The organism is Rhodococcus sp. IEGM 1379 (assembly GCF_030056815.1).
GTDB lineage: Bacteria > Actinomycetota > Actinomycetes > Mycobacteriales > Mycobacteriaceae > Rhodococcus_F.
Map to the genome: position 1 here is coordinate 90,692 of NZ_JASHKR010000014.1, position 20,832 is coordinate 111,523.

At 61.9% G+C, this 20,832-nt stretch carries 12 protein-coding genes; 6 read left to right on the forward strand and 6 right to left on the reverse strand.

From position 1 onward, the window contains the following. On the reverse strand, positions 1 to 1,311 hold the full coding sequence (locus tag QM600_RS11045) for a DUF5691 domain-containing protein (protein ID WP_283261496.1): 1,311 nt from the start codon (positions 1,309 to 1,311) through the stop codon (positions 1 to 3). A gap of 100 nt (positions 1,312 to 1,411) precedes the next feature. Here QM600_RS11045 and QM600_RS11050 point away from each other — a divergent pair, with 100 nt between their 5' ends. Further along, positions 1,412 to 2,659, forward strand: coding sequence for a hypothetical protein (locus QM600_RS11050; RefSeq protein WP_283261497.1), 1,248 nt, complete (start codon positions 1,412 to 1,414; stop codon positions 2,657 to 2,659). Between the two features lie 150 nt (positions 2,660 to 2,809). After that, on the forward strand, positions 2,810 to 3,586 hold the full coding sequence (locus tag QM600_RS11055; RefSeq protein WP_283261498.1) for a hypothetical protein: 777 nt from the start codon (positions 2,810 to 2,812) through the stop codon (positions 3,584 to 3,586). A 21-nt stretch (positions 3,587 to 3,607) separates the two neighbouring features. Here the strand turns inward: QM600_RS11055 and QM600_RS11060 are convergent, their stop codons facing one another. Next, positions 3,608 to 4,555, reverse strand: a complete 948-nt coding sequence (locus QM600_RS11060) for an aldo/keto reductase (RefSeq protein ID WP_283261499.1) — start codon at positions 4,553 to 4,555, stop codon at positions 3,608 to 3,610. 205 nt (positions 4,556 to 4,760) lie between these two features. Here QM600_RS11060 and QM600_RS11065 point away from each other — a divergent pair, with 205 nt between their 5' ends. The 3 genes from QM600_RS11065 (at position 4,761) to QM600_RS11075 (ending at position 9,451) form a co-directional block, all read left to right on the forward strand. Next, positions 4,761 to 5,141 carry a hypothetical protein gene (locus tag QM600_RS11065; protein WP_283261500.1) on the forward strand — a complete coding sequence of 127 codons (381 nt, stop codon included), beginning with the start codon at positions 4,761 to 4,763 and terminating at the stop codon, positions 5,139 to 5,141. Positions 5,142 to 5,157: 16 nt separating this feature from the next. Further along, positions 5,158 to 9,000, forward strand: a complete 3,843-nt coding sequence (locus QM600_RS11070; RefSeq protein WP_283261501.1) for a cation-translocating P-type ATPase — start codon at positions 5,158 to 5,160, stop codon at positions 8,998 to 9,000. Between the two features lie 178 nt (positions 9,001 to 9,178). Then, a complete protein-coding gene (locus tag QM600_RS11075) occupies positions 9,179 to 9,451 on the forward strand; it encodes a hypothetical protein (RefSeq protein ID WP_283261502.1) in 273 nt (90 codons plus the stop codon). A gap of 59 nt (positions 9,452 to 9,510) precedes the next feature. On the opposite strand, the gene QM600_RS11080 is transcribed toward QM600_RS11075, so the two are convergent. The 3 genes from QM600_RS11080 to QM600_RS11090 form a co-directional block, all read right to left on the reverse strand. Further along, a complete protein-coding gene (locus QM600_RS11080) occupies positions 9,511 to 14,994 on the reverse strand; it encodes an ATP-binding protein (protein WP_283261513.1) in 5,484 nt (1,827 codons plus the stop codon). A 556-nt stretch (positions 14,995 to 15,550) separates the two neighbouring features. Then, positions 15,551 to 17,803, reverse strand: a complete 2,253-nt coding sequence (locus QM600_RS11085; protein WP_283261503.1) for an outer membrane protein assembly factor BamB family protein — start codon at positions 17,801 to 17,803, stop codon at positions 15,551 to 15,553. 384 nt (positions 17,804 to 18,187) lie between these two features. After that, on the reverse strand, positions 18,188 to 18,943 hold the full coding sequence (locus QM600_RS11090; RefSeq protein WP_283261504.1) for a nucleotidyltransferase family protein: 756 nt from the start codon (positions 18,941 to 18,943) through the stop codon (positions 18,188 to 18,190). Positions 18,944 to 19,178: 235 nt separating this feature from the next. On the opposite strand from QM600_RS11090, the gene QM600_RS11095 reads away from it, so the two are divergent. Next, on the forward strand, positions 19,179 to 20,153 hold the full coding sequence (locus QM600_RS11095) for a sigma-70 family RNA polymerase sigma factor (protein ID WP_283261505.1): 975 nt from the start codon (positions 19,179 to 19,181) through the stop codon (positions 20,151 to 20,153). 58 nt (positions 20,154 to 20,211) lie between these two features. Here the strand turns inward: QM600_RS11095 and QM600_RS11100 are convergent, their stop codons facing one another. Further along, positions 20,212 to 20,619 (reverse strand): VOC family protein, encoded by a 408-nt coding sequence (locus QM600_RS11100; RefSeq protein ID WP_283261506.1) that lies wholly within the window; start codon positions 20,617 to 20,619, stop codon positions 20,212 to 20,214. Positions 20,620 to 20,832 lie beyond the last annotated feature (213 nt).

A 20,832-nucleotide genomic window follows, 5' to 3' on the forward strand; every position in this document is an offset into this window, starting at 1 on the left:
TCAGCCGTTGCGAAGCACATCTAACCGGATTCGACGGTCCTCGATGTGGGCGGCAGTCTCGGTGAATGCGCGTTGCCAGTCGGTGGTGGATGCGCGGTTGGCGGCGCCCGAGAGTAGTGCGACGGCTTCGAGCGGGAACCGTGCCTGCGCGCTCCGCAGAGTTGAATAGTGGCTGTGCCGTGAGTGAATACCCAACTCGTCACCCGAGGCAGCGTGTTCGGCCGCTTCCGCTTCGAGTGCGCTCACGAGTTTCTGCGCCACGGCCAGGGGCCAGGGGTGGCCGATTCCGTCGAGCAGGGCGCTGCCGTCAACTCCGAGGAGGTAGTCGTCGGCGTGGCCGTCCAGGATATACGCGATACGTTCCCGCGGATTCGCAATCGAGACGATGCGTCGATCGGTGTTCCTGCCGTCTCGTTCGAGTAATGCAGACGCCCACGCGGAGTTCTTCTGGAGAACTGTTGCAGCAGTCCAGGATTCGGTCATCACGTCGTGCCACTGCTGTTCGATCGGGATGCGGAACGCTTCGCGAGGTGATCCGATCATCGAGTCCCACAAAGCAAGTGGTGTTGCGGTGACCACCTGTCGGAGCCACCACTTCCCGATCCCTTTGTACTTGTTGTGGACGTCCTCGATGCCGTCCCGTGGTGCTTGGCTGTCGAGTGAACCGGGGAGGCGGATGACGAGGCGAGGGCGCAATGGTTTGGTTTCGAGTCGTACCCAGGCCTTGGCGCGGGCGGTCATCCGTTCGGCGAACGGCGAGCCGGGGAGCTGGCGAAGCAATTGAATGGAACGCTCGCGCACGTCGATCGACGAGTCGTCGAGGCCGCGTTCGAGTACGTCGTAGTCGTGCTCACCCAGTCCGACGCGCAATCGGCCCAGGAAATCGCGTCGTAGCGACGGAGCTTCGGTGTCCCAGGCAATCTCGAGTTCTTCGGTTGCCAAGGCGGGATCAAGTGTCCGGATGTAGTCGAACCAGGCCATCCGGTCGTCGGTGTCGGTGGAGAGCCACAGTTCGTCACGGCGGGATCCGACGCGACGCAATTGTGCCCAGTCCGGGTTGTGGTCCGCAAGGTATTGACCTCGGGGGCCGGCGAGGAGGAGTAACCGTTCGCGATGTTCGGGATGGCTCAGGGCGGCTGTCATGAGTGCCGGAACTGTCGACGCGGGTGCCACGTAGTTGTGGCGCTCGGCTACGTCGAACCACTCCGGCAGTGACGGCGACCGAGCCTCGAGCAGTGACGTCAGATGCGTGACCGCCGCCGTCGGGAGCGTTGGGCGCCCTGACGGTTTGTCGGTTCGCGGCGAGGTCATTTGCTTACGGTAAGGCAGAGGCGCGTCAACTTTTGGTTGGGGTCTGCGCGCGCCGCCCGAGATTCTGGAACAGTGGATATCGGCACCTGGGAGGGATGACATGGCAGAAGTTCACGGCGTCGACTCGGGTGATGTAACCCCTGGGGCAGATGTTAACGGTGGGGCTGATGGGTTGGTTACCGAGCGACGAGCGCTGATCTCCAACCAAGTTCGGGCTTGGTGCGCCGCCGGGCTGATCGAATGGAATCGACCGGAACTGTCCGCTGAAGTCGCGCTCCTCCTGGCCGGTGGGTACGTCGACGACGACACTCGATCGGTCATGGCCAATCGCCGCGCAGTCGGTCGTTCCTTCCCGGATATCGGCGGTTGGTCCGAACTCCGGCAGCTCACCGATGAATACGCGCGAACCTGTGGGCGGCTCAGCACCAACCGGATCGGACCCGTCCACGTCGTGCTCGAACGTAGAGTCCAAGTTTTGGAAAAACGCGTCCAAACCGCTCGGGCAGCGGTCGTACGATCCAATCGCCATTTCGCGAGTAGCGTCCGCGCTATCCGCAAGGATCGACGTGACGGTCTGCATCTCGACGTCGACCAACGTGAGGCGCTGTTCGTGGGGCTCAGTCGCACGCCCGTGCCGACGAAGCCGGTAACTGGTCTGGGAGTTGTGGCGGGTACCGGCAGCGCCGCCCTCGACAAGCTTGCGGGGCGATTGGCACGTTTCGAGGGTTCGGGGGTCATCGCCGATACGGGTCGGCGGATAGCCGAAGCTCTCGACGGATTGGTCGACCACGACCATTCGGTTGCCGCCGGAAGATACGATGCACTGCGCTACCTGGCGGGCAATGTGTACGACCGCATCGAATCGTCCGTCGCTTGGCATTCGGATCATTTTGTCATTCAACGAAATCAGCTGGATCTCGCCGACGAGGTCACCCAGATCTCCGTGGACACTGTCGCGCTTCGGTCGATTCTTGCCGAACTCGACGAGGCTGCAAATTTTGCACGCGACGAGGGCACCCGCGCATCGATCGACTCACGTACCGAGGCTCTCGGGGCGGTCTGGGACCAGTTGGTCGAGCGGGTGGCGGCGTTGGCGCGGATCGGTGACCTGGTCTCACGCGCCGAAGATCAGCTCAGTTCCCAACGCGCTGCCCTGCATGCGGCGAGTTTGGACAGCCGTATCGACGACCTGTTGGCGCGCTCGGGTTCGCGGGAACTCTCAGCGGCCAATACGCATCATGTGGGCGACCAATTCGACGGTGTAGACGAGTTGATGTTTGCCCATCGCGCAGCGTTGTACGGCGACATTGCACTCCTGACCTCTGGGAATGAGCGTCGGGCACCTTAGGCTCTCCGGTCGCGGCGATGTAAGGTCGAGGTAAGTAAACCGGCCGTGAGCCGGATTCGCCGGGCGTTGGCCGCGACAACTGTCCGCTTCCGCCCCACCCGCAGGCCGATCTGGCGATACCGGGCGTAACAGCTTCAAGACAGGCCAACCATGGAAGACACCGCGAGCCGCGGCATCAATGCGTTCATTTCCGAAGTGACCCAGCGTGGTGGCAAAGCCGTGCGGTTGACGCATTCGCGCCGCAACCCGGTGGAAGTGAAGGGCGGCGACGGCAGTACGCGCATCGTTCGGGTTCGCTCCAAACTCGACGGTGACTGGCAGGCGCGACGCCAGGACGAGGACATCGAGAGTGATGACACTCGCTCCGAGTTCTGGGTGTTCGTTGATCTGGCGGTAGATCCCCACCAGTTCTTCATGCTGCCGTCGGTGGAGGTCGCAGACGATATCCGCTCCGAGGTCGATCTGTGGATCATGGACAGCCCGGGACGCACACGCACCGGTCATCATGCGATTCCGCGGGGGCGCGTTGTGCACGGCCACGATCGTTGGGATGCTCTCGGACTGGCCGCGGTCAAGGACACGAGCATCCACGTCGAGGCACCCGTGGCCGCCAAGCGCACGGCAACTCCGGTTGTCGCCAAGAAGCGTCGGGCCAGTGCTGCCGTCGAAGAGATCGAGGTCATCGACTTACGCCTCGAGGTGACTGCCGATTGCCACGGCTACCGCTGGGTCGGTCGATTCGACGAGACAACGGAGATTCTCGAGATCATGCGGGGCCCGATGGAAGGGCGCCGATTCCCCAACCCGACTGCCGCAGCCAACGCTGTTACCGGACATATTTCCGGTGACATCGAGAGCTACGACGGTTGGGCGTTCTGGACTATCGGAAACTCCACTTTGGGTACTCGCCGCCGCAAGTCCGCCTGACCGATCGGCGGCCGTACGACCCTAGGCTCCGACCGCGGTGGACAGGCGTTCGAGTTCATCGAGTTCATCCGAGGACAACACCAGATTGGGTGCGTCCAGTAGCGCGGGGAGTTGTTCGACGCGGCTGACACTTGCGATCGGAGCGGTGATGCCTGGGCGTGTCAGCAACCAGGCCAAGGCGACGGTCGACATTTCGCAGTCGTGGTTGCCCGCAATGTCGGCAAGTGCATCGACGACGGTCAGACCGGCGTCGCTGAAGTAGCTCGCGGTGATTCGTTCGCGCGGGCTGCCTTCGATGTCTGCGCGAGTTCGGTATTTTCCGGTCAGGAAACCTGATGCGAGGGCGAAGTACGGAAAGACGCTGATGTTGTGGTCGGTGGCGATTTTCGCGAGTTCGGGTTCGTACGATTTCCGGTGCACCAGGTTGTAGTGGGGTTGCATGGCGATCGGCTGGGCGTACCCGTTCTCTGCGGCGATACGAAGCCATTCGCGAACACGGTCGGGACTGTAATTGGAGATTCCGAGGTAACGAACCTTCCCGGCCTCGACGAGCGCGTTGAATGCCTCGAGAGTTTCTTCGAGCGGTGTGTCGGGATCGTCGAAGTGGGCGTAGTACAGGTCGATGCAGTCGGTCTGTAGCCGCGCCAGCGACGCGTCTGCGGCAGCAGCGATGGTTGTTGCCTTCAGTCCCTTGAAGTCAGGGTGGCTGCCTACCTTGGTGGCGACGATGACGTCGTCGTGCAATCCGCGGTCGGTGAGCCAGTTTCCGATGATGGTCTCGGATTCTCCACCCGAGTTTCCGGCGACGGACGCGGTGTACGAGTCGGACGTGTCGATGAAGTTCGCGCCGGCTTCGGCAAAGGCGTCGAGTATCTCGAACGATGTCGGTTCGTCGGCTGTCCATCCGAAGGGATTACCGCCCAAAGACAAACGAAAGACGTCGAGTTCGGAGTTGCCGATAATCGCCACAGTGCAGGATTCCTGTCGATGAATTGCGGACGTTCTTCGTCGACGTCCGAGCCGCCTCTCGCACCGTACCCGCTACTGCGCCCGAAATGAGCGCAGGGCCGTCGGTTGGGGCGAGAACGTGTGCTGATTGTGATTGCCGTCGGCGCTGGTGGGTATGGCACCTGGTACCGAATCAATTCGATGGACTCCTGATAGGAGCGTGGCGATGTCGATCGTGAATGAAGCCACCCGCGTTGTCACAGGCGCTGCTCGCATGACAACCAGCGCTGTGGGCGCAGTCGGCGGAGGCGTTGTCGGTGGGGTGAGCGGCGGAATCCGGGGCGCAGCCGGTGGCGTGCGTGACGGTATTCGGGCCGGAGCGAAATCGACGCCGACGGCGGTCCTCACGCTGGCGGCGGTCGGGGCTGCGGGGTTGGTGGAATGGCCGGTCCTGGTAGCAGTGGGTGGTACGGCGGTGGTACTACGCGAATTGGACCGTAAGGATCACGCCGCCGTCGGTGCGGGGAACAACGAACATGAGCAGCATCCCCGGAAGTCCGAGAAACCTGTCGCACGAACATCACACAAGAGCCAGTCGGCGTCCTGAGAGAATGTTTCCTCCATTGCTTCCCTCTCTCGTTTCGAACGTCGTTCGAGCTGCACCTGCCGGGGATCTGATCGCCCGGCTGTTCACCACGTCAGTCGCAGCTGCGGGAATCGTTCCGGCACTGGCCGGTTCGTTGGCGCGAGTACCGCTGATACCGGGATCGTCGTTGCTCGCAGCCGGGGTGGCAGCGATGAATTACCAACCGCGTCTGCGAAAACGGATTGAGCAGGTCATCGGTCGTTCGTTGACCGACGTCGTTCTCGAGTCCGCCACCTCTGTCGCTGATGTGCTGACGCAGGCTCCAGCGGCACTGCTCGTGGACGTGGGAGTGCGGTCGCTACGACTCGACGAGGCGTGGAATCTGGGGAGGGCGTCATCCGAGTGGGGTGTCGCGCAGTGTCCGGCCTCGTCCGATTCGGAGGAGTTGGAGGTCAAGGGACTCGGTGAACGTCATGCGGATCGGGTGGCTCTCGGCCAACTGACAGCGGCAGGAGTGATCGCTTGCGTGACCGGTAGTTCGGAGACGGCAGCGACTGCAGTTCGGGTCGCGTCTCCGCGGGCGTTGCGTGTTTCTCGGGAATCTTTCTCCGCGACGCTGACGCGGGAACTGTGGCGGCGGGAGGGATCGTTGGTCGTGAATCCGGGTGCCGTGAGGAAACTCGACCGAGTCGACACGGTACTGATCGATCCGCGGGTACTCCTGGCCGAGAAACTCCGGGTGGCTGATATTCGCGGCGTGGCAGATGCAGATCGTGTGGAAGTGTGGAATCGCGCTCGGCAAAAGTTGGGAGACGGCAATCTCGCTGCGGGCCGGCACAGTATCGACGGGGCCGAGGTGCTGGTAATTCCGGAGCGAAAAGCTTTGGCGGAAGCGGTAGTTGTCCAGTTGCATACGGCCGGTGTGCAGGCGGTCGGAATCGATGTGGACAGTCTCGGGTCACTTCGTGGGGGATTCGATCAATTGTTTCCAGTATCTGCAGATATCGACGACGCACTCGAGTCAGCGTTGACGAGCTTGGCTTCCACCGGTGCGAACGTCGCCGTAGTCACCGCGTCCGATCTGGACGGACCGGCCGTCGTACGTATCGGAGTCGCCGAACCCGGCCGCGCGCCGCCGACCGCGGATATTCTCGATCACGGACTTGCCGGTGTGTGGCGGGTGCTGCGCGCCCTACCCGCGGCGCGGACCGCGACGAGGCGCGGCGTCGAATTATCCAGTGGCGCTTCATTGCTGGGTGCTTTGGTGATGCTTCCCGGTGTGCGCGGTCGGGGGCCGGGTCCGGTCACCGTCGGGGCCGGAGCGGCGCTGTGGACGGGCTATCGTTTGGCTCGATCTGCGCTGAGAGTCGATGTTCCGGCCGGAAGTTCGCGCAACGACTGGCACGAACTGGGCGTCGAAGAAGTGTTGAGCGAGTTGCCTTCGAACGAGGCCACCGTCCGATCGTCGCGCAGCATGGAGGCGGTTTCGTTTGTCCTGGCACCGGTTCGGCTCGCTCGGGAAGCGTTGGGCGCGGTGCGATCCGAGTTGGCGGATCCGTTGACGCCGGTGCTGGCGACAGGATCCGCGGCCAGTGCGATCTTGGGCTCGCCGATCGATGCCGTCCTGGTCGGTTCGGTTCTGGCTGGCAATGCAACACTGTCCGCGATGCAAAGGCTGCATTCGGAACGTGTTGTTCGCGAGTTACTTCGAGTTCAAGAGCCGTTGGCTCGCCGAGTGCCGCCACGTTCGGATGCCGCGGAGCGAGTTCCCGCTGAAGAGTTGGCGGTCGGAGACATCGTCGACATCGAACCTGGCGATGTAGTTCCGGTCGATTGTCGACTCGTTCGCTGTGAGTCACTCGAGATCGACGAGTCCTCGCTGACAGGTGAATCCATGCCTGTCGAGAAGCACACCCGCGCTACTCCTGGCGTTCCGGTGGCTGAGCGTAGTTGCATGGTCTACGCCGGTACCACCGTTGTCGCTGGGGCAGGCCAGGGAAAAGTGACCGCCGTCGGGTCGTTGACCGAGGCGCGCAAGGTCGACGTCCGTGAACCGAGAGTTGGACCCGACGTCGGATTGTCGAGTCGCTTGCGTGAGCTGACCAAGAAGACACTTCCCGTCAGTATCGGCGGCGGCGCGTTGGTCACCGCGATGGGCTTGCTCCGCGGTACTGCGCTGCGTCAAGCAGTTACCGGCGGAGTAGCAGTCGCGGTTGCGGCGGTGCCGGAAGGCTTGCCGCTGGTCGCGACCCTCGCGCAGCAGGCCGCTGCTCGGAGGCTGACTTCGGTGGGCGCACTGGTTCGATCACCGCGTTCGATCGAGGCATTGGGGCGCGTCGATTGCGTCTGTTTCGACAAGACCGGGACGTTGAGCGAGAACCATCTTCGCGTCGCGGCGGTCGAACGCGTCGACGGTTGGAACGGTGATCGAATTCTGGAAGTTGCCGCACGAAGCGCGTTGGCCAGCACGGGCGACCAGGTATTCCACTCGACTGATTCGGCTGTCGTGAGCGCGGCCGAGGAAGTGTTGAAGCATCCGCTGGTGTTCGAGGGTGCTCAGGCATCGGCGCTGGTGCCGTTTCGGTCGGGCCGACCGTATTCGGCGGCGTTGATCGGTCGTCGAATAGCGCTCAAGGGTTCACCGGAGTTCGTATCGGCGAGTGCTGCGCCGAAAAGTGTTTCTGCACAGCATGTTCGGAGTATGGCTGAGCGCGGACTCAGAGTAATAGCAGTGGCTCACCGCGAACTTTCCGAGTCGGATGCCCAGCGGGCAGCGCAGGATTCGGACTTTCTCGAGCAATGCTGTGCTTCGGGCTTGGAGCCGGTGGGATTGCTCGGTCTCTCGGACACTTTGAGATCGGACGCCCGAAAACTTGTAGAGGACCTTCGAGGCCGCGATCTCGGAATCCGGTTGCTCACCGGCGATCACCCACTCACCGCGGCGGCGGTCGCGTCGGAGCTGGGTATGTCCATGCAACCGAGTGATGTTGTCACAGGCCCGGAGTGGGAGAGCCTCTCGCGTAGTGAGCGGGAGTCGATAGTCACGGAGCGAACTGTGTTCGCCCGGATGACACCGGAGCACAAGGTGCAGGTCGTTCATGCGCTGGAGGCAGGCGGGTCGGTATGCGCGATGGTCGGCGACGGTGCCAACGACGCGGCCGCGATCCGCGCTGCCAGTGTGGGTATCGGGGTGGCGGCGTCGGATAGCGATCCGGCTCGTGGCGCTGCGGATATCGTTCTGCTGGATGGCCGTGTGAGCGGCTTGATCGATGCGCTCGACGAAGGCGCGCAGCTCTGGCGACGCGTACGTTCGGCGGTGGGCGTCCTCCTCGGTGGTAATGCCGGGGAGGTGGCGTTTGCGCTGACGGGCAGCGCGCTGTCGGGGGAGTCTCCACTCAATGCGCGGCAAATGTTGTTGGTCAACCTGATGACGGATGCATTGCCCGCAGCGGCCCTTGCAGTGAGCACACCGACGGCCGAGCGCCAGATGGATTCTCGCGGGTCAGACACCGACGACCTGTGGCGCACCATCACGATTCGTGGGGGCGCTACGGCACTCGGTGCATTGTCGGCCTGGATTCTTGCCCGGGGCACCGGCCGCCGGCGCCGAGCGTCGACTGTGGCATTGGTTGCGTTGGTGGGGACTCAGCTCGGGCAGACGCTGATCGAATCGCGAAGTCCGCTGGTTGTTGTGACGGCCGTGGGATCCGTCGCCGTGCTCGGTGCACTTGTCAGCACGCCGGTGGTCAGTCAGTTCCTGGGCTGCACTCCGCTGGGACCGCTTGCCTGGTTCCAGGCTGTCGGGTGCGCGTCCGCCGCGACGGCTCTTGCCGCCGTGATGCCTCGAGTGGTCGAGAAGTTGGTGGCCGCCGAAGGTTAATCGACGATTCGGAGAACACCGATTCGGATCAGTACCGCGTAGACCTCGCGGATTGGTGGGGTCAGGACCTGGGACAAGGAGTGAATCAAGGATTCGGACACGACGTACAGCGTGCTCGGCCAAGGTGTCGGCCCGTTGAACGCGGATGCACGTACAAGAAAACGTAAGGAATCGGACAATGTCTCAGCAGGTCGCCGACGTTCTCGACCAACGTTCCGCAGTCGAAGCGGTCCGTTCGGCTCATCGATTCGAACTGAATCTTCCGGTCCTCGGGGCGGTGCCGGTGCCGCCGCCGGAGCAGCTTGCCTACTTTGCCGCAATGGGATTGATGGTGGCCTTCGAGATCATCGAGTGGCCGATAGCACTCACCATCGCTGCCGGTCACTTGTTGGCGACGGACCAGCACAACCGAATTCTCGAGGAAGTCGGCGAGGCTCTCGAAGGAGTCTGAAATACAGCGTGGCCCCAGCCGAATGTCCGGCGGGGGCCACGTCTGTCAGTGCAGGGTAACTACTGCGCAGTCGCTCGCTTCATACCGCGCTCGACTGCCGCGATGATCTGCGGACGCAATTCCGCTGCCGGCACGATCGCATCCACCGAACCGACCTCGCGGGCACGCTGAATGTTGTGGATCGCCTCGAACTCCGAGGCCACCTCGCCGAGCTTGTCGGAGCGGACTGCGATGCGCTGGGCATTCAGTTCCACACGCAGACGGGCCTTCTCGGTGTCGTCTTTGGTTCCGGCCAGGTCAGACTCGAGTTGCTGCACCTTGGGATCGTTGTTGGTGCGGGTGTTCACCTCGCGGGTGAACACGACGGCTGCGGCGGGAGCGCCACCGAGGACGGATGCAAACGATCCCTCGACGGCCAGAACTTCCATGTTGTCGTTGAGTGCTCCGGAGAACACCACGAAGGCACCGCCGTGGTAGCGCGAGACCACGCAGAACACGATCGGACCGTCGAAGTTGACGATGGCCCGGCCGATTTCGGCGCCGTACTCGAGCTGGATGTTGCGCAGTGATTCCGGGGATCCGTCGAAGCCGGACAGGTTGGCCAACACCACGATCGGACGGTTGCCGCTCGCCGCGTTGATTGCGCGTGCCGTCTTCTTCGACGAGTTCGGGAACAGCGTTCCCGAGGTCCACGTATCCGGGCCGTCGGCGGGGAAGCGACCCTTGCGCGGAATTGCGCGAGATTCGATGCCCACCACGGTAACCGGGTATCCGGCGAGGTGTGCGTCGATCACCACTGAGGTGTCGGCGCCCGCCATGTCGGCCCAGCGTTCGAGTACGGAGTGGTCCTGGTCGACTACCGAACGCATGACCGTGCGGATGTCGAAGGGCTTCTTACGATCCGGGTTCTTGACGGACGAGAAGACGTCGCCGACGGTTTCGAAATCGCTCGACGGATGCGTGTGCGGGAAACTGCGCACGTCGCGGTCAATCGGGTCGGAGGTGGCCGCACGACGCGGGAAGCGTTCTCCGGGAGCGAGGTACGAGTGCGCGTAGTGACGGAACAGGATCTCGCACGCGGCGGTGAGGTCGGGTGCCCAGTACTGTGCCTGGCCGTTGGGGCCCATGACGCGGTCGTAACCACCGATGCCGAAGTTGTCTTCGGCGGAGACGCCACCGGAGTAGTCGAGTGACTGCTTGCCGGTCAGTACCATCGCGCTGTCCGGGGTCATCACCAGAATTCCCTTGGTGTGCATCAACATTGTGGCTTCGGCGTTCCAGTAAGGCTGGGCGCCGACATTGATGCCGGTGACGACGATGTTGATCTCGCCGCCGTTCTGGGTGAACGTGATGATCCGGCGTAGGCCGCGCGAGACCCAGTCCATGTTCTCGGTGCCGCTGTCCATCGAGATGGTGGCACCGGAGGACAGTGCAAACCATTCGACGGGAACATTCAGCTTCTCGGCGAGATCGATGGCTGCGACGACGCGGGAGCACTCGGCTTCCGCGACGGTGCCGAGAGCCTTGGTGGGATCACCGAACAGTGCGACGCGTGTCATGCCTTCGGGGTAACGCGGGGTCGGCGTATTGACCAGACCCACAACGATTCCGGCCTTGTTGAGCCCGAACGGACGATCGACGGGAGCAAGGATTCCGGCTTCGTCGAAATCGTGCTCGACAAATGTTCCCTTGTTTCCGGTCAGCAAAGGAACCATCTCGTACGGGTACACGGTGCCGCGGGCCCGCGAGCTCTGGACCTTCTGGGCGTACGAGTCGAGGGGGAGCAGCGGTTCGGTGGGCGGTTCGGTCTTGTTGATGACAACCCCGGCGCCGGCGCGGTACGAGAAGCGCAGCGCAACTTCCTTGGGCGCCCCGCCCTTCGGATCCTTGAGGCGGGTGATCAGGGTGATCTCTTCGATTCCGGCACCCACGGTGAGGCGGGCAGCGTTTTGCGCGATCACGGAGTACCGATCAGCCGGTACATCCGCCACCGGCCACACGTAGAGCACGACGCGGTTGGCGGCGAGTCGACGCTTGTCGCCACGCTGGCTCTGGGCACGGCGGATACCGTCCAGGCAGGCGGCGAGTGTGCGTTCGATGGCAGGCAGCGCGACCATACGACCTTCGTCGTCGAGTTGTGGTGTCACGTCTCGAATTTCGGCAAGCGCGATGAGGCGCTCGTCGGACGGGTTTTCTTTGGCGGAGAGGTGGAACAGGTAGGTGTTCTCCGGTGCGGGGAGACGCTTGCCGTTGAAGTTCTTCAGACGCCACATGTCCAGACGCTGACCGGTCAACGGGTGCATGTCGCGAATGATCTGGTCTTCGACCAGTTCTCCGGCTACCGGGCGGAAGGTTACCCAGCGAATTCGTTCGCCGTTGGGGTTGCAGACGATGACGGTAACTCGGCGCGCGCTCGCGATGGTCCCGTTGCGGGACAATGTGTTACGCAGCTTCTCGACCAGTTCTTCGCCGTCGGCGGGATGCTCCGGCCAGTCGAGGTAGATGTCGACGACGAGTCCGCGGCCGGCGGGTGTTTCTTGAGCGACGGTCGAGATGTCGTCGAGAGCTGTAGCCAGCGAATCGAATTCGGCGACTGCCGAGACGAGGTGTAGTTGTGCGCCGCGCAGATCGAAGTTACCCGTGACAAAGCGACGGTCTACGTGTTCGAAGGCGCGGACGTCCTCGAACGAGTGAATCTTGTAGTAGCGCCGGGTAATCACTTCGAGGAGCGGTCCGCCGTCACGGTTGCCGAGACCGATGCGTCGACCCAGCAGGTCGAGGAGAGGCTCCGGTGTTGCTACCAGATTGGCGACACGCTGGTCGTAATCCGCTGCGTCGGGCTGCTCTTCGAGGTAGGCGAGGTTTCCGCGGATACCGTCGTAGACGTCTTCGCGAACCTTGCGGATGCGAGGCTCGTCGAAGAAGCGGAAACGAAGGTTCCGGGCGACGTCACCGATGAGGGGGAAACGAACCTGAGTGGCGACGATGAGTCGATCGAGTACCTCGTTCAGTTCCTGCGCCGAGCAACCGGGAGCCCTGTCTCCGGCCAGCCAGCCTTCGAGAAGTGCTGCGATGACGGGGATCTGGGCTTCCATGCGCTGCAGTGCGAGGAACAGGCGGTACACCGCTTCCTCGACGGCCGAGCGATCTTCGAGATCGGTGACGTCGTAGTGGCGCAGGGCCCGCTCGAGGCGTGTTCGGAACGACGCCGGCACACCTTCACGCTCGACATCGAGTGAATGCAGGAAAGTGTGGAAATGCTCGCGCGGGCTGTGAACGGATTCGTCCTTCGCGGACTCACCGGAGGTGGGCTTGTTGCGTGAGAGTTCGCAAATGTCGGCAAACGTGGTCAGTACGGCGAGTTCTGCGTGAACCAGTGCAGGATCCTGCGGTTCCAGTGCGCCGCGCAGTACGTCGTACTCGGCGAGAACTGCGTTGGCCTGCTTGCCGCTGACGTCGTAGCCACTGATCATGGCGGTCAGTGCTTCGAGCTGTGCCAGCGCGTCGTCACGGACATCGGATCCGGAAGTCGAAGCGGGAAGATCGAATTCGACGCGGGGCGCCTTCTCGACGACGGCTTCGTCGCTGACCTGATCAACACGAAGGAGCGGTGCTCCCGCATCGACCTGGGAGTTGACGGTAGCCAGTACCTCACGGACCTTGCCGGCGTACGGCGCTCGGACGGCGGTCTCCATCTTCATGCTCTCGAGCACAACGAGGGTGGAGCCGGCTTCGACGTCGTCACCGACGGCAACGGGAACAGCGACAACGACGGCCGGGGCGGGAGCGCGGATAACACCGGCGTCGTCCTGGCTGATCTGGTGGCTGATGCCGTCGACCTCGACGAGGTAACGCGCGGGGCTGGAGACGGAGACGACGTGGAAGCGCCGGTCACCGATGACGAGACGCGACTCGAAATCGCCGAGACGATCGACGTCCACTTCGATCGAACCGGCATCGCCGTCGACGAGGTAGCGGTGGGGGCCGATGCGCCCGACCGTCAGCTTGTAGGCCTGGCCCTGGTAGTTCAGTTCGACGGTTCGGCCGATTGCGTGGTTGGCGCGGGGGCGGCCACCACGCGCGGAGGCGAGGAATGCCGCGCGTTCGAGGGATTCCTCGGCGTCGTAGGCGTCGATCGCGGTGGCGATCAGCGCGACGTCGGCGCGGCGCGTCGTCGTATCCAGAGCGCCGGTGCGGTCCAGCCAGCCGGTATCGGCAGAGGCTGAGATGACCTCGTCGCGATCGAGAAGGTCGAGGAGGAACGACTTCGTGGTGGTGCCGCCGTCGAGGACGACGGTGGTTTCACGCAACGCGGTGCGCAGACGCGCGAGTGCTTCGGCGCGCGTGCGGCCCCAGGCGATGACCTTGGCAACCATGGAGTCGTAGTCGGGCGGAATGACATCGCCGGCCGCGATACCGGTGTCGACGCGGATGCCCGAGCCGAGGGGGAACTTCAGGAGCTGAACTGTGCCGGGTGCCGGCGCGAAGTCGTTGTCGGCATCTTCGGCGTTGAGACGGGCCTCGACGGCGTGGCCGAATGCAGGCGGGCAGTCGCCGACCAGTTCGTCGCCGTTGGCGACAAGAATCTGCAGTTTAACCAGGTCGATGCCGGTGGTGACCTCGGTGATGGGGTGTTCCACCTGGAGACGAGTATTGACCTCGAGGAACGTGAACAGCTTGTTCTCAGGCTGGTAGAGGTACTCGACGGTGCCTGCGCCCTGATATCCCGCAGCCTTCACGAGTTCGGCGGACACCTTCTTGAGGTGATCCGACTGCTCGTCGGTCAGGACGGGGGAAGAAGACTCTTCGATGACCTTCTGGTTGCGACGCTGGATCGAGCAGTCGCGAACGCCCGGAGCCCAGACATTGCCGTGGTTGTCGGCGATGATCTGTACTTCGACGTGGCGTGCGTCGGTGACCAGGCGTTCGAGGAAGACAACGGGGTCACCGAAGGAACGCTCGGCTTCACCCTGGGTGCGTTCGAGGGCAACTTCGAGTTCGTCTTCAGCCCACACCTTGCGGATTCCGCGCCCCCCGCCGCCGCTGCGAGCCTTGATGATCAGCGGATAGCCGATGGCCTGTGCGTGACGACGTGCGTCGGCGCGGGTCTCGACGGGTCCGCCGCTCCAGGGCGCGACGGGGACGCCGACCTTCTCGGCAAGAATCTTCGCGGCAACCTTGTCTCCGAGGAGGCGCATGGCGTCGGCGCTGGGGCCGATGAAGGTGATGCCCAACTTTGCGACGATCTCGGCGAAGGTCGGGTCCTCGGCAACAAAGCCCCAGCCGACCCACACTGCGTCGGCCTTGGCAGCGAGCAATGCACGCTCGAGTTCGACGTAATCGAGGTAGGGGCTTCCGGTGCCGGTGCTGCGAAGGGTTACTCCTTCGTCGGCCTGGCGGACGAACATTGCTCGACGCTCGGCGTCGGTATGGAGCGCAATGACGCGAATGCCGTAGTCGTGCTCGGCGTTCAGTTCGCGTACTGCCCTGATCAGGCGGACCGCGGCCTCACCTCGATTGACCACTGCGATTCGTTTGAACATTGTCACTGCCACCGTCCTTGATGAGATTCTTGCGTCACGTACGTTGTCATCGTTGCGATATGGGCTGATCGTGCGTCACATGCCCCCGAGTGCGCATCGACAGATGAATGTCAGTTCGGTCTGTTGAGTCCGGTGATGTCGTGTTGTGGCATCACACAAATTGCATGGACTCAGAACCGCTCCAATCATTAATGAGCAACATCGTATGTCGGCTCCCAGGCAATGCCTGGTTGATTCAAGGATGCAGTATGTCGCCGCCAGTGTCACCTCGGCGAATTGAAGTGTATTAGTCAACGTGAATCATGGTTACGCCTACCGGTTAATCTGTTTAGCTCCAATAGATTTCGAGCTTGTGATGCGTATCACGGTCGGTGTAAATGTGGATGAATTTGAATACTCACTGGTAACAAATTGGATTCCGTCCTCGAATTCTTGGATTGCGCGAATATTACCGACCGGTACTACCGGTGAGTATTTTCCCATGGAGCTATCCGCCCATTTATGGACACGGAGTCTGCAGCGTCAGGTTGTATGAATGTCCGGAGAGCGGAAGGAATCAGCGAGTTTTGGTGCTGCCTTCGATCGGATGGGTCTTGCTCACCAACTTCGCGTAACAGTGGTCACGGTCGAGGCCGTTGCCGACGCACCAGCCGAGTGCCCCGTCGGGATCGGGAAAGGTAACGCCGGCGATCGTTATCCAGAAGTCGGGAGCACTGAACACGCTCCAGTCGCCCGACCACAGCAGTCGAACTTGGGGATACTTCAGTCGTAAGGCGAGGTGCTCCTCGAGTGTCGCCGAGTTGTTCCACGTCTTACCGTCGGCCACCATTCCCGGTCGCTTCGAACTGAGTTGCGGTACCCAGCGGTCGGCGAGTTCGGAGCTGACGGACGGCGCATCCGCATTCGCCAGGGCGCGCAGTGCATCGAAGGCAGCCGATTCGGCGTCTCCGGTTTGCGGTGCGGCGGGGCCCGTCGCCTCCATCTTGGCGTTCGGAAGCTGCTGTCCCACAACACCAGTTGTTGCACTGGCATTTCCGGACTCGACGCATTCAACTAGGAACTTGTTCCAGCTGTCCCCGGATTTACCGGACAACGTATCGGGAGTTCTCCAGAATGTACCGATCGGAAACCTGAATGTGCGCTGTATTGATTCGTCTGCAGACGCAGATGAGTTGGAGGAACCGCTTGTGTTGTGCGGCAACACGAGTGGAGAATCGGAGAAGTCGAATACCGCAGCCGCGACGTTGGCGGCGCCGTCGGAAATCGAGATGCTTGTGGTGTCGGATGCGAGTATGTCTCCGCCCGGGCAGGTCGCGGTGATGCGCATCGTGACTATCAGCCCGCCGGTATCGGTGATGATGTCGGTTGGCGTGAACGTCGGTGCCGATCCAAATTTGGTCACGTACTGATCGCCACCGGAATCCGTATTCGCTCCGGATGGGGCAGCCACGCTGTCGGGGACCTGCGACGACGGACCAGTCGGTTCGAACATCGAGATGGACTTGTTCGACGCGTAGACGAATCCATTCCCGGCGGTACCGAACACTCGACGGTCGCTGTCCGGGCCGTCGCTCGTGGAAACGGACCAGGAAGTGGAGCCGTCGGACGCGCTGATGGCGGCAATCTCACCGTCGCCCGTCAATCCGATCAGGTTCTGTCCGTCGGTGATCATTTCGGTTGAACTTGTCAGTAGATTTTCTGACGTCTCCCATAGCGTGGAGCCGCTCTCCAAATCGAGTGCCGTAGTCGAACTTCTGCCGTGCCGGAACACCGCATCGCCGAGGACCGCTGCAGATCCGAAGTATTTTGAATCACCCTGGGGTATAGACCATTTAACTGATCCATCGTGGATGCGGGCAGTGCCGTCGGACATGATCAGAGGGATATCGGATCGCGCTGACGCGACGAAGTCCATAGGCGAGACAGACCCGGCCGACGTGAACACCACCGCGCCGGAACTATCGAAGTACGTCGGAGTGAAGGTGAGTTCGTTCGTGTTTCCATCGCACCTTCCCGCAACGGCCCCGAATCCTGGGACCGGTCTCGCCCACGCAGTATCTTCCGCGACGACCGACCCGTCGGATGTATGCGCAATTACTCCACCGACGCCTGACAACGATACGAGTCCGTCGGAAACCTTCAGTGCGTAGTGGTCACCACTACCGACTCCGCAAGTCTTGATCGAATAGGCTCGAGACCAGTCCGACGCTGGATTGTCGAGAGTGCCTTTGGTCAGCGTGTATTCGCCTTCGCTGGGGCCGTACGCGGCTGTGAAGACAGATCCTTCGCCAACCGAAATTGCCAAAGTGTTTGGGCTGAGAGCGGATTCGCTTCGAACGCTGCCATCGTGGACGTTGAAGGACTTCATTTTCGGATTACGCCCGAAGTCTGATTCGATGCACGGGAGGGCGCCCTCGACAACGTCGTTCGCGCAGCCGCCGCCAAATGTGCTCGGCGCGGACCATTCCAACGGGCCTGTTCGTGAATTCAGGGCGATAAGACGCGATTCGTTGGAATCCGTCTGCGTTTTGGCGACAGCAGCAATGATCTTGTCGCCGATGTCGAGGAACCCGGTTCCAAGATATCGGCGACCGTCGAACTCAGGATTGATAAATGACGCTGTTGGTCCCGACATGTAGTCGTGCGGGTCGGCCGTCCAGGCAACTTCTGGCGCAGTCGGAAAGGTGCCCTTTGTCATGCCGGGCGGAAGTGCGACGGTCTCGTCCGAGTTTCGGAAATGCTGAAATGCGACGACGGACCCTGCTGCGAGCGCCAGTACCGCCGATAAGGAGACCAGTGCGATCCACACGCCCTTTCCCCGCTTCGGCGCGGGAGCGGCCGGGCTGCTGGGTGGTCCGAACTGTTGCGCGCCGGATGCCCATCCCGGACCTGGTTGCTGCGGGTATCCGTAGGGGAGTGGCGCTTGCTGCGGTGAGTAACCGTAGGGCCCCGGAGTGCGTTGCTGCGTTTGGTCGATGGGGCCTTGATTGTAGGGAGACTGGTCAGACGGAGGCTGGGGTGGCTGGGCCTGGGGCGGTTGAGCCTGCGGTGGTGGCGGTGGTGCTGACCTGTCGTCGCTCACGTCGGGGCCTTTCGTTGGAACGCCTCATCCGGAAACCTGCAGGCTATCGCCGCGTTTGGGTGGTTGGGTGCTTTCTACGCCACATTCATCCGAACGGACGACACGAGACCTCTAGGTGGATGCGCGCAATCGCGCGAAGTCCGATTCGATTGTGGCGATGTGGTCTGAAATTCCGTCAAGGCCGGCCTGCGGCAGATTCAATGCGCTGCCGAGGGACCGTGCAGCGTCTTTGAAGGGTTCGACGAGGGGTTCGTACTTGGCGGCCAGTTTCAGCCTCTGAGTCTCCGCCAGGTATTTGACGCTGCCGGCATTGTCGACGAAGTCGCTGAACTTCACCAGAAACACCGAAGGATCCGAAATAGCGTCGACGACGTGATCCCGATATCCAGATGCGTTGCCGTCCTCTCCGTAGGTGATTGGATTAGTCACTGCTGCAACGATTTCAGCGATTCTGGGGCTGAAGTGCGCCGCGATGCGCGTAAAGGCGCGCTTCCTCATCTCATGAGGTTCCTCGTTTTCAATGGGAGTTCCGCCGAGCAGGGGTATGAGTTTCTGTGGTTGGTCTTCGACTGTGTCGTGGAGGGCAGTCGCGGCCAGGACGTCGGCGTCGAAGCATCCGTACCGAATTAATCGCAGCACATTCCGCAACGGATGAACGATGTAGGGATCTATGTCGGCCTTGATCCCGTTCTTTCGGGACTGCTCGAGATGCGCGAGTGTGGCGACCTCCATCGCGAGCCGCAGGGGGCCGTCTTGTATCGACATCTCGTCGACTGCGTTCTCGATCGCGAAGACGAGCGTCGCGGCATCCATCTCCTTCAGCGTGAGATCGTTGAACGCGGATGTGATCGGATCCGATGTGCTCATGGGGGAGTACCTTTCGTTGAATTGACGTCGCGGCTTTGCCGTGCGGATCTTGCGCGGTATCAAATTCGGATACCGTTTCTTATTGCCGTGCAATCGAATACACATCGTTCCAGCTCTGCGACCGTTCGGCGTTCTGCTTCGAAGTGGAACTGGTGTCGCCAGGGATGAGGTCGACGGCTTGATCAAAATGTTGTCAACTCCTGCCAATCTCGCTGCGCGCATTTAGGCTGAACAAATGACAGTCGATCAGGCGTTGGACAGTGACTTCCTGACCCTTGCCGATCCGTACCGCCGTGAGCTTCAGGCGCATTGCTATCGCATGATGGGTTCTATCCATGACGCGGAAGACCAGGTCCAGGAGACTTTCATCCGAGCGTGGCGGGGGTATGCGGGTTTCCGCGGTCAGTCATCGTTTCGGACTTGGCTCTACCGTATCGCGACCAACACGTGTTTGACGGCATTGGAGGGACGTGCACGGCGTCCGCTTCCTGTTGGTTTGGGTGCGCCCAGTTCAGATCCTTCGGATGACCTGGTCGAACGCCATGAGATTGCCTGGCTCGAACCCATTGCAGACTCGTCGTTGAGCGATGTGAATGACCCAGCAGTAATGGTCGTGCGTCGGGATTCCGTCCGCCTTGCCCTGATCGCTGCTTTGCAGCATTTGTCGCCGAGGCAGCGAGCCGTATTGGTGTTGCGCGACGTTCTGCAATGGAAGGCCTCAGAGGTGGCTACGGCACTGGACACCACAACCACTGCCGTCAACAGTGTTCTACAGCGCGCTCGCGCACAGCTCAACGCAATCGGGCCCACCGAAGACGACCTGGTGGAACCCTCCAGTGACGAGGCCAGGACGATGCTTCGCGAGTATGTCCGCAGCTTCGAAAATTACGACGTCGACGCCATCGTTGCGATGTTCACGCGAGAAGCGATCTGGGAGATGCCGCCCTTCGAAGGTTGGTACCGGGGTCCCGAGGCGATCGGGCAACTCATCGGGAACAAGTGCCCGGCCGACGGACCGGGTGCGATGCGACTGCTGCCGACCGCGGCCAACGGGCAACCGGCATTCGGGCTCTACATGCGAGAGCCGGACGGTGTTCACCGCGCCTTCCAGTTGCATGTACTCGACGTGACGGAATCAGGGATCTCACATGTGACCTGCTTCTTTGATCTGACCCTGTTTGCACGGTTCGGTCTGCCAGCGGAACTGTAGGAGAAGGGGATGTGCGAGTGCATTGACTCGCACATCCCTCCGGTAGCCGACTCTCGATTTACTGGGGAACTGTCGCGGTGGGATCCATCCACATGACCTCCCAGACGTGATTGTCCAGGTCGCGGAATGCGCGGCCGTACATGAAGCCCTGATCCTGGGGCTCCATCCACTTGGTACCGCCGGCTGCGATTGCGGCATCGACAAAGCTGTCCACTTCTTCTCGGCTCCCTGCCGAGACACACATCAGGGCCTCGCGGGCCTTGGACGTGTCACAGATGTCATCTGCGATGAAGTCACCGAAACGGGGCTCGTTCAGAAACATCACCGTCGCAGAGTCGCTGACGATCATCGAGACGGTGTTCTCGTCACTGAACATGTCGTTGAACTCGAAGCCGAGTCCGCCGAAGAAGGTGCGTGTGGCCGAAACGTCCTTGACAGGCATGTTGACGAAGAGCAGACGGGACATGAGATAGGTACTCCTTAAACGGTTGGTTGATGCGTTCTCCTACATACAGACCGCAGTGGAGGCAAAAACTCATCGAATTCGGGTTGTTCTTCTCTGAAATTACCGAAATTCGGATTCCGTATCCCTGTGACCAGGCGATTTGGTATTTGGTTGAACACTCGCGTAACTTATTCCAAGTCAGAGCGACACGGACACCGACTCCCACCTGCAAGG